9 protein-coding genes and 1 pseudogene are annotated in these 15,134 nt (G+C 72.9%); 2 read left to right on the forward strand and 8 right to left on the reverse strand.

Translation table 11 applies throughout. From position 1 onward, the window contains the following. From ABZ312_RS41100 to nrdR, 4 genes and pseudogenes are all read right to left on the reverse strand, one after another. Positions 1–167 (reverse strand): annotated as a pseudogene (locus ABZ312_RS41100) (serine/threonine protein kinase); the annotation flags it as partial. A 695-nt stretch (positions 168–862) separates the two neighbouring features. Next, positions 863–2,230, reverse strand: coding sequence for a dipeptidase (locus tag ABZ312_RS41105; protein WP_500439913.1), 1,368 nt, complete (start codon positions 2,228–2,230; stop codon positions 863–865). Between the two features lie 409 nt (positions 2,231–2,639). Continuing rightward, positions 2,640–5,543, reverse strand: a complete 2,904-nt coding sequence (locus ABZ312_RS41110) for a vitamin B12-dependent ribonucleotide reductase (RefSeq protein ID WP_500360362.1) — start codon at positions 5,541–5,543, stop codon at positions 2,640–2,642. 126 nt (positions 5,544–5,669) lie between these two features. Then, positions 5,670–6,182 (reverse strand): transcriptional regulator NrdR, encoded by a 513-nt coding sequence (gene nrdR / locus ABZ312_RS41115; protein WP_499514420.1) that lies wholly within the window; start codon positions 6,180–6,182, stop codon positions 5,670–5,672. 534 nt (positions 6,183–6,716) lie between these two features. Between nrdR and lexA the strand changes: the two genes are divergently transcribed. After that, a complete protein-coding gene (gene lexA, locus ABZ312_RS41120; protein ID WP_499514419.1) occupies positions 6,717–7,487 on the forward strand; it encodes a LexA family protein in 771 nt (256 codons plus the stop codon). Between the two features lie 105 nt (positions 7,488–7,592). Here the strand turns inward: lexA and ABZ312_RS41125 are convergent, their stop codons facing one another. The 4 genes from ABZ312_RS41125 to ABZ312_RS41140 all read right to left on the reverse strand — a co-directional run bounded on the left by ABZ312_RS41125 (position 7,593) and on the right by ABZ312_RS41140 (position 13,747). Then, a complete protein-coding gene (locus ABZ312_RS41125; RefSeq protein ID WP_500329034.1) occupies positions 7,593–9,581 on the reverse strand; it encodes an ATP-dependent DNA helicase in 1,989 nt (662 codons plus the stop codon). A gap of 79 nt (positions 9,582–9,660) precedes the next feature. Continuing rightward, positions 9,661–10,410, reverse strand: coding sequence for a GNAT family N-acetyltransferase (locus ABZ312_RS41130; protein ID WP_500329035.1), 750 nt, complete (start codon positions 10,408–10,410; stop codon positions 9,661–9,663). 21 nt (positions 10,411–10,431) lie between these two features. Beyond that, entirely contained in the window at positions 10,432–12,297 is a 1,866-nt protein-coding gene (locus tag ABZ312_RS41135) for an IucA/IucC family protein (RefSeq protein WP_500439914.1), read from the reverse strand. Positions 12,298–12,364: 67 nt separating this feature from the next. Continuing rightward, positions 12,365–13,747: a diaminobutyrate--2-oxoglutarate transaminase family protein gene (locus ABZ312_RS41140; RefSeq protein ID WP_500439919.1), complete on the reverse strand. Its 1,383-nt coding sequence runs from the start codon at positions 13,745–13,747 to the stop codon at positions 12,365–12,367. Between the two features lie 203 nt (positions 13,748–13,950). Between ABZ312_RS41140 and ABZ312_RS41145 the strand changes: the two genes are divergently transcribed. Then, on the forward strand, positions 13,951–15,126 hold the full coding sequence (locus tag ABZ312_RS41145; protein ID WP_500439915.1) for a trypsin-like serine peptidase: 1,176 nt from the start codon (positions 13,951–13,953) through the stop codon (positions 15,124–15,126). Positions 15,127–15,134 lie beyond the last annotated feature (8 nt).

Consider the following 15,134-nt stretch of genomic DNA (forward strand, 5'->3'; position numbering starts at 1 on the left):
TCCAGCTCGTCGTCCTGCAGGTGCGGCTGGGGCTGGTGGAGGCGCTTGACCGCCACCGCACGGCCCAGCAGCTCGTCCTCGGCCCGCCAGACCGTACCCATGCCGCCACGGCCTATCCGCTCGACCAGCCGGTATCTCCCGGCCACCAGGCGTCCGAGCTCGGACATCGCGCGATTCTCCTTGGTCATCCGTTGACGGGTCCCTTCGACCGGCCGGGCTCAGGACAGGGCGACGACCCGTGCCTGCGCCGGGCCCGCGTCGAAACGCAGGACGATGTCGTAGAGGTAGGTGTCGCCGGCCCGGGGCCCCAGGGCCGTCCGGGTCCCGGGGCGCAGCAGGCGGGAGACGGTCTCGTGCCGCTCACCCGGCGCCGAGCCGCTGACGGTGACGAGCCGCAGGGCGGTACGCCCGGTGTTCTCGAGGGTGACGGTGCGGGTCCGCGGGCACGGAGCGGCCGCGGTGCCCGCGGACCCGCACCGGAAGCGGACGTCGCCGAAGTTCCCCAGCCCGCAGGAGACCTCGGTGGCGTAGTCGATGTCCGACGAGCAGACGGCGCCGACCCGCAGACCGGCCGGGGGGGGGCGGCCTCGACCGCCGCCCCGTGCGCGTCGGAACCGCGTGGCTGCACGACGGCGAACACACCGAGTACGGCGGTGGCGAGTACGGCGGGTACGAGTGCTTTCCGCACCGGGTGCTCCAGGAGGCGGGCGAGCCGCGGCGCGCGCCGCCGGACGGCGGATGCCTCCGGGCAGCGGGTCGCCGCGGGTGCTGCGGGATCAGTGACGGATCGCGAATCGGGGGCCGCGGTGTGGACGACGGCGCTTCCCCTCGGTAATGGCACCTGATTCATGGGATCCGCCCGCTATCCGCGGATTCCCGTTCCGGCGTAGTGGCGCATGAAATGGGCTTCGGCGACGGCGAGCCGCCGCAGTTCGTCGACGGACACGCTCTCGTCCACGGCGTGGATCTGTGCCTCCGGTTCGCACAACCCGATCAGGAGGATCTCCGCCCGTGGGTAGAGGGAGGCGAGGGTGTTGCACAGGGGGATGCCGCCGCCGAGCCCCGCGATGTTCAGGTCGCGACCGCTGTAGGCCGTGCGCATGGCCTCGGCCATGGCGGTGTAGGCGGGGCTCGAGGTGTCGGCGAGGAACGGCTCGCCCTGGGCGACCTGCTCCACGGACACCCGTGCGCCCCACGGGGTGTGCTTCTCGATCTGGGCGGTCAGCAGCTCCGTGGCCTGCGCGGCGTCGACGCCCGGAGGGATGCGCAGGCTGATCGCCGCCCGCGCGCTTGCGTGGACGGAAGGGGTGGCACCCACGACGGGGGGACAGTCGATGCCCATCACGCTGAGGGACGGCCGTGCCCAGAGCCGGTCCGCCACGGAGCCGGTGCCGACGAGGTCCACCCCGTCCAGTACCCCGCCGTCCACGCGGGAATCGGCCTCGGGGTAGGCCAGTCCTCGCCATGCGCCGTCGGTCTCCAGGCCTTCGACCCGGGGCGATCCGTCGTCGTCCACCAGCGAGCCGAGGATCTTCACGAGCGCGGTGAGCGCGTCGGGCGCGGCCCCGCCGAACTGGCCGGAGTGCAGGTTGCCGCGCAGGGTCTCGACGCCGATCCGGAGCATCGTGATGCCGCGCAGCGACGCGGTGACGGTCGGCATCCCGAGGCGGAAGTTCCCGGCGTCACCGATGAGGATCACGTCGGCTTCGAGCACTTCGGGGTGGGCCCGCGCGTACCGTCCCAGGCCGCCCGTCGCCTGCTCCTCGGAGCCCTCCACGATCACCTTGACGTTCAGCGGCACGCCGCCGTGCGCCTTGAGCGCGCGCAGGGCCAGGAGGTGCATGACCACGGCGCCCTTGCAGTCCGCGGTGCCGCGTCCGTACCACCGTCCGTCGCGCTCGGTCAGCTCGAACGGCGGGGTGCGCCAGGCCTGTTCGTCCGGGGCCGGCTGGACGTCGTAGTGCGCGTACAACAGGATCGTGGGAGCCCCCGCCGGCCCCGCGAGGTGACCGTGGACGGACTGGTGGCCGTCGGGCATGTCGAGGACGCGTACGTCGTCGAATCCTTCGTCCCGCAGGGCGCCGGCCACCCAGGCGGCAGCCTTGTGGCATTCCTCGGGGGGTGACACGGCCGGGTCCGCGACCGACCTGAACGCGACGAGTTCCGCGAGCTCGTCCCGCGCTGCCGGGATCAGCGAGGCGACGGTGTCGGCGAGGGGATCGGTGGACAACGGGAACTCCTTGGCGTGCGGGGAAGGGAGCGCCGATCGCCGGAGGAGGGAAAACGCCTCACCGTCACGGGAATTCGACAACCCCCTCGACCCTAATCGCGTCGCGACGCAGGGGAATAGGAGGTGCGTGCCATTCTCGGCGGCACGAATACCGGAGGAAAAGCAATCCGGCCGGAGGTCCACGGAGGCGCTGGCCGGCCGAGCGCCGCTCATCGAGGAGGGCCGGGGCCCGTCCTCGACGAGCGGCGTCCTGGCCGGCACCGCCTACCGGCCGCTGCCGGCCTGACGGCCCGGCCTCACTTCAGGTGCCGGCAAGCCCCGGGCGGTGCCGACGGGAAAACCCGCGAGGGGGATCCGGGACGAATCCGGATCCCCCTCGCGGGCACCTTCGGGTGACGACCGCCCGGGATCAGCTGCAGCCGCTGGTGGAGCCGCAGCCCTCGCAGAGGTAGCAGCTGCCCGCGCGGCGCATCTTCGTGCCGCAGGAGAAGCAGAGCGGGGCGTCGGCGTTGAGGCCGAGCTGGATCTCCAGCAGCTCCGTGGAGTTGTGCGCGGTCTTCGGCGCCGGGGTCACCGCGACGACCTCGGGCTTGGCCGTGGCGGCCGGCTTGGGCGCCTCGGTCTGGCGCGGGGCGGACTGCGCCAGGCCCTCGACGTCGACCTCCTCGGCGGCGGGCTCGTACGAGCCCGTGTCGAGGTGGCGCTGGCGCTCCTCGGCGGAGTGGATGCCGAGGGCGGAGCGGGTCTCGAAGGGCAGGAAGTCCAACGCCAGGCGGCGGAAGATGTAGTCGACGATCGACTGCGCCATCCGCACGTCCGGGTCGTCCGTGAGACCGGCCGGCTCGAAGCGCATGTTGGTGAACTTCGAGACGTAGGTCTCCAGCGGCACGCCGTACTGCAGGCCGACGGAGACGGCGATGGAGAAGGCGTCCATCATGCCCGCGAGGGTCGAGCCCTGCTTGGACATCTTCAGGAAGACCTCGCCCAGACCGTCGTCCGGGTAGGAGTTCGCGGTCATGTAGCCCTCGGCGCCACCCACCGTGAAGGAGGTGGTGATCCCCGGACGGCCCTTGGGGAGCCGGCGGCGGACCGGGCGGTACTCGACGACCTTCTCGACCGCGGCGGGGGCCTCCGCCGTCTCGGCCTTCTTCTCGTCCGCCTTCTTCTTGGCGGAGAGCGGCTGGCCGACCTTGCAGTTGTCGCGGTAGATCGCGAGCGCCTTCAGGCCGAGCTTCCAGCCCTCGTAGTAGATCTCCTCGATCTCCTCGACGGTCGCCGACTCCGGCATGTTGACCGTCTTGGAGATGGCGCCGGACAGGAACGGCTGGGTCGCGGCCATCATCCGGACGTGGCCCATCGGCGCGATGGAGCGCTCGCCCATGGCGCAGTCGAAGACCTCGTAGTGCTCGGACTTCAGGCCGGGCGCGTCGATGACGCTGCCGTGCTCGGAGATGTGGGCGACGATCGCCTCGATCTGCTCCTGCTGGTAGCCCAGGCGGTGCAGGGCCTGCGGGACCGTGTTGTTCACGATCTGCATGGAGCCGCCGCCGACCAGCTTCTTGAACTTGACCAGGGCGAGGTCCGGCTCGATCCCGGTGGTGTCGCAGTCCATCATCAGGCCGATGGTGCCGGTCGGGGCCAGCAGGGAGGCCTGCGCGTTGCGGAATCCGTTCTTCTCGCCGAGGCGCAGGACGTCCTGCCAGGCCTCGGTGGCCGCGGCCCAGACCGGGGAGTCCAGGTCGTCCATCCGCGTGGCGACCGCGTTGGCGTCGGAGTGCTGCTTCATGACGCGCTTGTGGGCGGTGGCGTTGCGGGCGTAGCCGTCGTACGGGCCGACGACCTCGGCGAGCTCCGCGGAACGCTTGTACGAGATGCCGGTCATCAGGGAGGTGATGGCACCGGCCAGCGCGCGGCCGCCCTCGGAGTCGTAGGCGTGGCCGGTCGCCATGAGCAGCGCGCCGAGGTTGGCGTAGCCGACGCCCAGCTGGCGGAAGGCCCGGGTGGTCTCGCCGATCTTCTGCGTCGGGAAGTCCGCGAAGGAGATGGAGATGTCCATCGCGGTGATGACGAGCTCGACGACCTTGGCGAAGCGCACGGCGTCGAAGCGCTGGTTGCCCTTCCCGTCGTCGTCGAGGAACTTCATCAGGTTGAGCGAGGCGAGGTTGCAGGACGAGTTGTCCAGGTGCATGTACTCGCTGCAGGGGTTGGACGCGGTGATGCGGCCGGTCTCCGGCGTGGTGTGCCAGTGGTTGATGACGTCGTCGTACTGGATGCCGGGGTCGGCGCAGGCCCAGGCGGCCTCGGCCAGCTTGCGGAACAGCGCCTTGGCGTCGATCTCCTCGATGACCTCGCCGGTCATCCGGGCGCGCAGGCCGAACTTCTCGCCGTTCTCGTACGCCTTCATGAACTCTTCGTTCACGCGGACGGAGTTGTTGGCGTTCTGGTACTGGACGGACGCGATGTCGTCGCCGCCCAGGTCCATGTCGAAGCCCGCGTCGCGCAGGGCGCGGATCTTCTCCTCCTCCTTCACCTTGGTCTCGATGAAGGCCTCGACGTCGGGGTGGTCGACGTCCAGGACGACCATCTTGGCCGCGCGGCGGGTGGCGCCGCCGGACTTGATGGTGCCGGCGGAGGCGTCCGCGCCGCGCATGAAGGAGACGGGGCCGGAGGCGTTGCCGCCGGAGGAGAGCAGCTCCTTGGAGGAGCGGATGCGGGAGAGGTTCAGGCCCGCGCCGGAACCGCCCTTGAAGATCATCCCCTCTTCCTTGTACCAGTCGAGGATGGACTCCATGGAGTCGTCGACCGAGAGGATGAAGCACGCCGAGACCTGCTGCGGCTGGGCGGTGCCGACGTTGAACCAGACCGGGGAGTTGAAGCTGAAGACCTGGTGGAGCAGGGCCCAGGTGAGCTCGTGCTCGAAGATCTCCGCATCGGCGGGCGACGCGAAGTAGCCGTGGTCCTCGCCGGCCTTGCGGTACGTCGTGACCACGCGGTCGATCAGCTGGCGGAGGCTGCTCTCGCGCTGCGGGGAACCGACGGCACCGCGGAAGTACTTGCTGGTGACGATGTTGACCGCGTTCACCGACCAGAAGTCGGGGAACTCCACGCCGCGCTGCTCGAAGTTGATCGAGCCGTCGCGCCAGTTGGTCATGACGACGTCACGGCGTTCCCAGGCCACCTCGTCGTAGGGGTGCGTCCCCGGGGTGGTGTGGATGCGCTCGATGCGCAGGCCCTTGGCGGCCGGAGCCGCCGCGGCCGCCTTGCCGGCCTTGGCTCGGGAGCTCCGTGCCGGGCCGCTCGTCGTCTCTGTCATGTGCCGCCTCCCATTACAGGCATTACAGGTAAAACGCCCTGAAGCGCCGCGGTCTTCCCGCGTCTGTGTCTCTCACGGCCGGTACACCCCCGGGTGCCCGGCAAGTCTCGTACCGGTGTGCCGCCGCTACTCTGCGGCGACGGCGGCGGTCGGGACGGCTCCGTCCCGGTCCCGCCCACCGGTGTCGTCCGGTGGTCCCTGGTCGCGCAGCTCGGCGATCGCCGTCTCGAAGTCCTCGAGCGAGTCGAAGGCCCGGTAGACGGAGGCGAAGCGGAGGTAGGCGACCAGGTCCAGGTCCTTCAGCGGGCCGAGTATGGCCAGTCCGACGTCGTGGGTCGACAGCTCGGCGCTGCCCGTGGCGCGCACCGCCTCCTCGACGCGCTGCCCGAGCTGGGCGAGGGCGTCCTCGGTGACGGGCCGGCCCTGGCAGGCCTTGCGGACTCCGGCGATGACCTTGTTACGGCTGAAGGGTTCGGTGACCCCGCTGCGCTTGATCACCATCAGCGAGGCCGTCTCCACGGTGGTGAAGCGGCGGCCGCAGTCGGGACACTGCCGGCGACGACGGATCGAGGTGCCGTCGTCGGTGGTCCGGCTGTCGACGACGCGGCTGTCGGGGTGTCGGCAGAAGGGGCAGTGCATCGTTTCCCTCTCCCTCCCTCACCCACGGTGAGCGCACGACTTCTGAGCCCGAGGGGCCGGTCACGGCCCCGCGAAGCAGCCACAAGCATAGGCGATCCGGGAGGGCTTGATGACCCGGGGACCACTACTTGTGGGGGCTGGACCCCATCCAACCACTAGATCTGGTGGCGTGGCGGCCATATGCACCCATCGCGCGGACCGCGTGTCGCGGCCCGCCGACGGGACGGGAGCCTACGCGACGCGCGGCCTCCCGGGAGAGCCGGGGCGCGGATGACACACTGGGTGTACGGATCGTCACGGCTCGCGCATCATGGAACCGGGCGGGCGGACCGGGGCGACACCGCAATACCGCCCGGGGAAACGGCGTTCGGATCCCGAATGCGGGCTGAATTCGAAATTATATTCGATCAATACCATCTACACCTTGATCGCGTCACCGGATCCGCGCAAATTCACTCGAACGTGTGTTTGGCGCAACCTTTCGAAAGCAACTACCGTTGTCCTACTAGGGAGAACATCTCGAGAGGGGCCGCCGTGACCACCACCGCCGACAGCGCCACATTGACCGCCCATGACCGCCCCCAGGACCGGCTACGCCCGATGGAAGCGATGAACGACGAGACGCCAAAGCCCGCGCGAGCGCTACCCGGACGACCTCCAGGAATCCGGGCGGACAGTTCCGGACTCACCGACCGCCAAAGGCGCGTCATCGAGGTGATCCGGGATTCCGTCCAGCGGCGCGGATACCCGCCGTCCATGCGCGAGATCGGCCAGGCCGTCGGGCTGTCGAGCACCTCGTCGGTCGCCCATCAGCTCATGGCGCTGGAGCGCAAGGGCTTCCTCCGGCGTGACCCGCACCGGCCCCGCGCTTACGAGGTACGCGCCTCCGACTCCGCGCAGGCGCAGCCCACGGACACCGCGGGCAAGCCGTCCGCGTCGTACGTCCCCCTGGTGGGCCGGATCGCCGCCGGTGGCCCGATCCTCGCCGAGGAGTCCGTGGAGGACGTGTTCCCGCTCCCCCGCCAGCTGGTGGGCGACGGCGAGCTGTTCGTCCTGAAGGTCGTCGGCGACTCGATGATCGAGGCGGCCATCTGCGACGGCGACTGGGTGACCGTGCGCCGTCAGCCGGTCGCGGAGAACGGCGACATCGTCGCCGCGATGATCGAGGGAGAGGCCACGGTCAAGCGCTTCAAGCGCGAGGACGGGCATGTGTGGCTGATGCCGCACAATGCCGCGTACCAGCCCATCGCCGGTGACGAGGCGACCATCCTCGGCAAGGTGGTGGCGGTACTGCGCCGGGTCTGAGCCAAGGACCCGCCCGTGACCGGGCCCCGGAACCTCTGCGCCGGTTCCGGGGCCCCGTTGTGTGCCGGGGCTGCTGTCGTGCTCTGCCGGGGGTGCCCGGTGGCGTCACTCGGCCGCCGAGGCGGCGGCGTCGATGGCGGCCAGCGAACGGCGGACCTGGTTGCGGTCGGTCGTCTGCCAGAAGTCCGGCATCGAGGCCTTGATGAAGCCGCCGTAGCGGGCCGTCACCAGCCGGGGGTCGAGGACGGCGACGACCCCGCGGTCCCCGGAGGCCCGCACCAGCCGGCCGGCGCCCTGCGCCATGAGCAGGGCCGCGTGCGTGGCCGCGACCGCCATGAAACCGTTGCCGCCCCTGTCCTCCACCGCCTTCTGGCGCGCGCTCATCAGCGGGTCGTCGGGGCGGGGGAACGGGATCCGGTCCATGACGACCAACTGGCAGTTCGGCCCGGGCACGTCCACGCCCTGCCAGAGCGAGAGGGTGCCGAACAGGCAGGTGCGGGCGTCGGAGGCGAAGCGGCGGATCAGCTCGCCCAGGGTCTCCTCGCCCTGCAGCAGGACCGGGTGGTCGATGCGGCCGCGCAGCACCTCGGCGGCGCCCTGGGCCGCACGCATGGACGAGAACAGCCCGAGCGTACGGCCGCCCGCGGCCTCGATCAGCTCCGCGAGCTCGTCCAGCATGTCCTCGCGGCCGCTGTCCCGGCCGGGCTGCGACAGATGACGGGCGACGTAGAGGATGCCCTGCCGGGGGTAGTCGAAGGGCGAACCGACGTCGACGCCCTTCCACACCGGCGGCTCCTCCTCGCCCTCGGCGGCCACGGTGCCCTCCGGGGCCAGCCCGAGCGAGGCCGCGACCCCGTTGAAGTCGCCGCCGAGCCGCAGCGTGGCCGAGGTCAGGACGACGGATCGCTCGGTGAACAGCTTCTCCCGCAGCAGTCCGGAGACGCTGAGCGGGGCGACCCGCAGCGAGGCGCCGAAGCGGTCGTGGCGCTCGTACCAGACGACGTCGTACTCGGAGCCCTCCACGATGCGCTCGGCGACCTCGTGGACGTTCTCCGTGGCGGCGAGGGCCATCTTCCGCACGGCGTCCTCGTCCTGCACGGAGCGGTCACGGGTCTCGCCGAGCGAGGTGATGACCTGACGGCAGGCGTCGCGCAGCGCCATCAGGGCGTAGCGGAGATCCTCGGGCAGCTCCTCCAGACGCCCGGGGAGGGCCAGCTCCATGAGCCGCTCGAAGCCCTCCGACGCGCTCATCAGGGCGTCCGCGGCCTTCTCGTTGACCAGCTTGGCCGCGAGCTTCACCGTCCGGTTGACCCTGCCGGGGGTGAGCTCGCCCGTGGCGACCCCGGTGACGCGCGAGACCAGTTCATGGGCCTCGTCGACGACCAGCACCTCGTGGCTGGGCAGGACGGGCGCGCCCTCCAGGGCGTCGATGGCCAGCAGCGCGTGGTTGGTGACCACGACGTCGGCGAGCTTGGCGCGCTCGCGCGCCGCCTCCGCGAAGCACTCGGCGCCGTAGGCGCAGCGCGAGGCGCCCAGGCACTCGCGGGAGGTCACCGAGACCTGCTGCCAGGCGCGGTCCGATACGCCGGGGGTGAGGTCGTCGCGGTCGCCGCTCTCCGTCTCGTCCGACCAGTCGCGCAGCCGGAGCAGGTCCTGGCCGAGCTTGCTGGTCGGCGCCGCGGCCTCGAACTGGTCGAAGAGCCCGTCGCCCTCGTCCTGCGGCACGCCCTCGTGGAGCCGGTGCAGGCACAGGTAGTTGGAGCGGCCCTTGAGCATCGCGAACTGCGGCTCGCGGCGCAGCAGCGGCTGCAGCGCGGTGACGGTGCGCGGCAGGTCGCGCTCGACGAGCTGGCGCTGCAGGGCCAGGGTCGCGGTGGCCACCACGACGCGTTCGCCCTGCGCCAGCGCGGGCACCAGGTAGCCCAGCGACTTGCCGGTTCCGGTGCCGGCCTGGACCAGCAGGTGGGAGCCGCTGTCGACGGCTTCGGCGACGGCTTCGGCCATGGTGACCTGGCCGGGGCGCTCCACTCCGCCGACCGCGGTGACGGCGGCGTGGAGGAGGTCGGTGAGGGCGGGCTTCGCGGGCTGTGTCATAGGGCATCCAGCCTACGGGGCGGCACTGACACCGCGGTCGCCACCGCACGTACCGGCGCCCGCCCGCGGGCGCGGCCGGTCACAGGACGTGACGCAGCGTGCGGTCGCGGACCAGCAGCGCGGCCCGCTTGCCGGGCAGCTCGACCTCCGCGGAGAAGCGGAAGCCCGCGGCGAGGAAGGCGGCCACGGACGGGGTGTTGCGCAGGTCGGGCTCGGCGATCACCCGGGTGCACCGGGGGCGCTGCCGCAGGGCGTGGTCGGCGACGGCCCGCAGCAGGGTGCCGCCGAGGCCGCGGGCCCGGTCGGCGACGGGACCGATGAGCAGGTGGAGCCCGGTGTCGTGAGGGCGGGCCGGGTAGTAGCGGGCCACCGCGTCGAGGTCGGCGCGGTACACCTCCCAGTAGCTCATGGGCACCCCGTCGAGGACCCCGACGCAGGGCATGCTGCGCCCGTCGCCGTCGAGCTGGGCGCGCAGGTGCCGCTCGGCGACCTCGGGCCGGCCCGCGAGGTCCCAGAACTCCGCGACGGCGGGGTCGTTCATCCAGTGGGTGATGACCGGGAGGTCGCGCTCGGGGCGTACGGGGACGAGCTGGAAGGTGCCCGCGGGGGTGCCGACCGGCCCCCAGTCGGCGACGCCGTCGAGGAGGTCGTCGAGCGGGGCCGGGCCGCCGGCGCGGTCGTCGGCGGTGACGTCCTCGTCGAGGAGGGCGCGGAGCTCGGGCGGCAGTTCCAGGTCGAGGGTGTCGTCGGCGTTCCCGGCGCCGGGGTCCCGGGGGTCGGCGGTCGCGGGCGGGCACACGGGGGCGGGGGTGGGGTCGGCGGTCGCCACGGTGGTCGCGGCCTCCTCTCGTCAGGCGGTGAGGGGGTTGGGGACGGTGACGTAGACGGACTGGGTGTCGACGGGGCCGGCCAGCTCGTCCATCCCGTGCAGCCGGGTGAGGAGGTTGGCCTTGCAGCGCAGCCCGGGTTCCGCCAGCAGCCGTGCGGGCAGGCCGGAGCGGCCGGTGCGGGCGGCCTGCTCCAGGAAGCGGCGCAGGGCGGCGAGGAGCACCCGTTCGTCGGCGAGGCGCTGGGAGCCCAAGGCGCCGACCAGGCCGAGGACGTTGTTGACGCCGAGGTAGTAGGCGAAGCGCTCGTCCGCCACGGCGTCGGCCACGAAGGTGTCGCTGCTCCCGCCGGCCCCGGGCAGCAGGGCGGTGAGCCCGGCGCGCGCGGACTCGCGGAAGTAGTAGCCCTGGTTGTCGCGGTAGCGGCCGCCGGCCGGCCAGCCGTGGGCGTCGAGGACGACCAGGGTGTTCTGCTGGTGGGCCTCCAGGGCGATGCCCGCCTCACCGTCCAGCCACAGCACCGGCCGGACCACGGCGTCCAGGTAGCGCAGGAACCACTCGGTGGCGACGGCCGTCACCGGTCGTCGGGTACGGGACGCGAGCCGGCCCAGCAGTTCGCCGAGCCGGGACCGCAGGGCGCCCCCGTCCGGCGCGGGGCGCAGGGCCGTGATCCCGGCGAGGCAGCGCACCTCGTCGCCGGGGCCGAAGGGGTTGTGCCGCAGGACGACGTCGAGGCCGGGTACGGGGGCGCCGGAGGCGGTGCCGACGGCCAGCCAGGCGGGGTCGCGGACGATGTCGAACCCGGGGTGCGCGGCGTGCCAGCGCGCGGCGAGGCCGGCCCGCAGCAGCCGGTGCACCTCGACGCCCCGGTGGAGTTCCTTGCGGAGGTTCTCGCGGCGGGAGTTGGTGATCCGCAGGGCCAGCGAGAGCTTGAGCATCGCGGGGGCGCCCGGACGGAACACCGTGCGCAGCGAGGACGTGGGGTGCCAGGGGTCGCCCGCGGCCCCGAGGTCGTGGAGGAGCCCGGCCTCCAGCAGTGCGCGCACCGCCGGGCGGTGGGCGACCTCGCGGGCCTGCCAGGGGTGGAGCGGCAGGGCCACGGTGCCGGCGGGCAGCCGCCGGGCGAGTTCCGGTCCGGCGAGGGCCGCCAGCAGGTGCTCGGCGGGGACCGGGCGGCCGCGTTCGGTCCAGGCGGAGTCGGTGGCCAGCAGCGAGCGGTGCACGGACAGCCAGTGCAGGGCGAAGGCCCCGCGCGTTTCCGGGGCGTAGACCACGGCCTCGGTCTCGGTGAGTCCTTCCCGGCCCTTGGGCGCGGGGTGGAGCGGGTGGCCCAGGACGAGGGCCTGCTCGGAGTCGAGGAAGGGGTGGGTCCCCCGGGGGGCGGCGGGGCGGGCGCGGCGTGCGGAGAGGAAGGCGGCGGTCTGGCGTACGGAGTCGGCGACCCGCGCGACGAGGCCGGGACCGTCCGGACCGGCCGCGGCGGCCTCCCGTGCGAGCAGCGCGGCGAGGGTGACGGCGTCCAGTGCGGCGCCCCCGGCGGCGGGGCGCGGGGCGCCGAGGCGGTGGTGGCCGACGGCCGACCAGTGCAGGACCGGGACGAGGAGTTCCGCGCCGCCGGCGGGCAGCGGCACGCGCAGGGTGCGGCCGTCCGGCTCCGGTGGCAGCCCCGTCTCGCGGACCCAGCAGCGCAGCAGGGCCTCCGTGCCGGCGGCGTCGGCGGCGGCCCACGGATCCGCCTGCTCCAGGGGGTCGTCGCCGGGTGACGGGGCGGACGGTCCGGGCAGCCCGGCGTGGGCCGGCGGTTCGGCCCGGCCCGGCATTTCGGCCGCGGCGGCGCGCTGCTGGGGGACGGCTGCCACGGTGGCTTCGTCGCCGGGACGTACGGTCATCGCTTCGCTCCGTGAGGGGTCGGCGCCCGGTGCGGTCCGCCCCGGGGCGGGGCCGGTGGGCACGAGGTCACGCCCGGACCGCCGTCGCCGCGACGAGGGCGTCGGCGAGGCGGTCGAGGACGGCTTCTGACTGTTCTTCGGTGATCGTCAGCGGGGGCAGCAGCCGGATCACGGCGGCGTCGCGGCCGCCGAGTTCGACGATGAGGCCGCGGTCGAGGGCGGCCCGCCGGACGGCCGCCGCGAGGCGGGGCGCGGTCGGGGGGACGCCCCGGGGGCCGGGGGCGGCGTCCGGGTCGACGAGTTCGACGCCCAGCATGAGGCCGCGGCCGCGGACGTCGCCGACGCAGGGGTGCTCCGCGGCCAGGGCCCGCAGCCGGGCGAGCATCCGGGCACCGAGCTCGGCGGCGCGCTCGGCGAGGCCGTTGCGCCGCACGTAGGCGAGGGTGGCCGTGCCCGCGGCCATGGCGAGCTGGTTGCCGCGGAAGGTGCCCGCGTGGGCACCGGGCTGCCAGGAGTCGAGTTCCTCGCGGTAGACGATGACGGCGAGCGGGAGGCTGCCGCCGATCGCCTTGGACAGCACCATCACGTCCGGGACGACGCCGCTGTGCTCGACGGCCCAGAAGGTCCCGGTGCGCCCCACGCCGGTCTGCACCTCGTCGGCGATGAGCGGGATGCCGCGGGCCGCGGTGAGGTCGCGCATCCGCCGCAGCCAGGTGTCGGGGGCGGGGATGACACCGCCCTCGCCCTGGACGGGTTCGAGGAGCATGCCCGCGGGGGGCTGGATGCCGCCCTTGGGGTCGTCGAGCAGGTTCTCCGTCAGGCGGGCGGAGAGTTCGGCGCCGTGTTCCCCGCCGACGCCGAACGGGCAGCGGTAGCCGTACGGGTAGGGGAGCCGGGTGATCCGGGCGTCGACGGCGCCGGACGCGCCCCGCACGGCGATGTCCCCGGTGGCGGCGAGGGCGGCGGCGGTCATGCCGTGGTAGCCGCCGGAGAAGGCGAGCAGTCCGCTGCGGCCGGTGGCGGTGCGGACGAGTTTGAGGGCGGCCTCGACTGCGTCGGTGCCGGCCGGGCCGCAGAACTGGATGCGTCCGTGGTCGGCGAGTTCGCGCGGCAGGGTCTCGAAGAGCGCGGTGGTGAAGGCGTCCTTGACGGGGGTGGCGAGGTCCAGCACGTGGAGCGGGGCACCGGAGTCGAGGACGGCGCGGATGGCCTCGAGGACGACGGGGTGGTTGTGGCCGAGGGCGAGGGTGCCGGCGCCGGAGAGGCAGTCGAGGTAGCGGCGGCCGTCCGCTCCCTCGACGGTCATGCCGCGGGCGCGCACGGGGACGACGGGCAGCGAGCGGGCGTAGGTGCGGGCGGCGGACTCGCGCGCCGACTGACGCCGCAGGATGCCCTCGGTGTCGTCGAACTCGCCCTCGTGCACCGCCGGTCGGCTCCTGGCGCTCGGCATGGCGGCCACGTGCTCACTCCTCGGTGTCGTCTGCTCCGTCCCCGGAGCTACCAACGACGCACGCGCTTACCGGCAACTGTCTCGGGCCGAGATCCTGGCGAGGAACCGCGGGTGCGGCACCCGCCGTCCTCCCTTCGAGGGCACGGTGAGGCGTTGCCCTTGAGCGGGCAGACGACATGTTCACAACAGGGGGACCACAACCCATGGCACCGATAAGCCGGTTGGCCGTGGCCGCCGTCGCCGCGGCGCTGCTCGCCGTGACCGCGACCGCCTGCGGCCCGTCCGACGACAACGCCGACGCCAAGCCGAGCCCGACACCCAGCGCCACGGCCGGTGACGGCGGCCTCCAGCTGCCGACGGCCCTCCCGACCAGCCTCGACGACCTGGACCAGTGGGCCGACGCGCTGAAGAACGGCGGCTGGAAGGACTGGGACAAGGACAAGTGGCTGCGCGACGCGGCCGACTTCATCAATCCCGTCATCAAGGACCTCTGGGACGCCGACCGGCTCCGCAACGCCGACGGGACCCCGGACAACGAGCAACGGCCCGACCTGGGGCGGGTGGACGACGGCACCACCGACCGCGAGCCCGCCGCGATCCGGGCGCAGCGCCTTTCGACCCCGTACCACGAGGCCTCCCCGGCGACGGGCAAGCTGCTCTTCGACATGCCCGACGGCCAGGCGGTCTGCTCGGCGACCGTGGTCGGCGACCCGGCCAACCCGGGCCGCAGCAACCTGGTGTGGACGGCGGGGCACTGCGTGCACGCCGGCGCCCAGGGCGGCTGGTACCGCAACATCGTCTTCGTGCCGTCCTTCAACGACACCGGCCTGAGCAGCGCCGCGCTGCGGAGCGCCACCAAGGAGCAGCTCGCCCCCTACGGCACGTGGTGGGCGACGGAGGCGGGGACCTCCCAGCAGTGGATCGACGGGGGCGGGGAGTCCTCGGAGACGAGTTCCGCCTACCCCTACGACTTCGCGGTGCTGAAGGTGACCAACCCGGACTCCGGCACGTCGCTGGAGGAGACCGTCGGGGCGTCGGTGCCGGTCTGGTTCGACGCGCCCACCTCGGCCGGCATCGACTCCATGGACATCCGCGGCTACCCCGCCGCGGCCCCCTTCGACGGCTTCGGCTACCAGCAGTACCACTGCTCGGGCGACCCGGTCCGCCTCGCGCTGGACCCGGGGGCACCGACCATGCACTGGCTCGGCTGCACCATGACGGCGGGATCCTCCGGCGGCGGCTGGTTCGCCCGGGGGCCCGGCGGGAAGCCGGCCCTGGTCAGCAACACCTCCATCGGTCCGCAGGACAGTCCGCGCTGGCTGGCCGGACCGCATCTGGGCGCCGAGGCCGAGGAGGTCTTCGACGCGATCCGCGGCTGACACCGCCG

The sequence above is a fragment of the Streptomyces sp. NPDC006207 genome, from assembly GCF_040613835.1.
Taxonomy (GTDB): Bacteria; Actinomycetota; Actinomycetes; order Streptomycetales; family Streptomycetaceae; genus Actinacidiphila.

Coding starts and splice junctions, on each gene's coding strand:
- nrdR (WP_499514420.1), bottom strand. CDS start 6,182: ATGCACTGCCCCTTCTGCCGACACCCCGACAGCCGCGTCGTCGACAGC.
- ABZ312_RS41125 (WP_500329034.1), bottom strand. CDS start 9,581: ATGACACAGCCCGCGAAGCCCGCCCTCACCGACCTCCTCCACGCCGCC.
- ABZ312_RS41135 (WP_500439914.1), bottom strand. CDS start 12,297: ATGACCGTACGTCCCGGCGACGAAGCCACCGTGGCAGCCGTCCCCCAG.
- ABZ312_RS41110 (WP_500360362.1), bottom strand. CDS start 5,543: ATGACAGAGACGACGAGCGGCCCGGCACGGAGCTCCCGAGCCAAGGCC.
- ABZ312_RS41145 (WP_500439915.1), top strand. CDS start 13,951: ATGGCACCGATAAGCCGGTTGGCCGTGGCCGCCGTCGCCGCGGCGCTG.
- ABZ312_RS41140 (WP_500439919.1), bottom strand. CDS start 13,747: ATGCCGAGCGCCAGGAGCCGACCGGCGGTGCACGAGGGCGAGTTCGAC.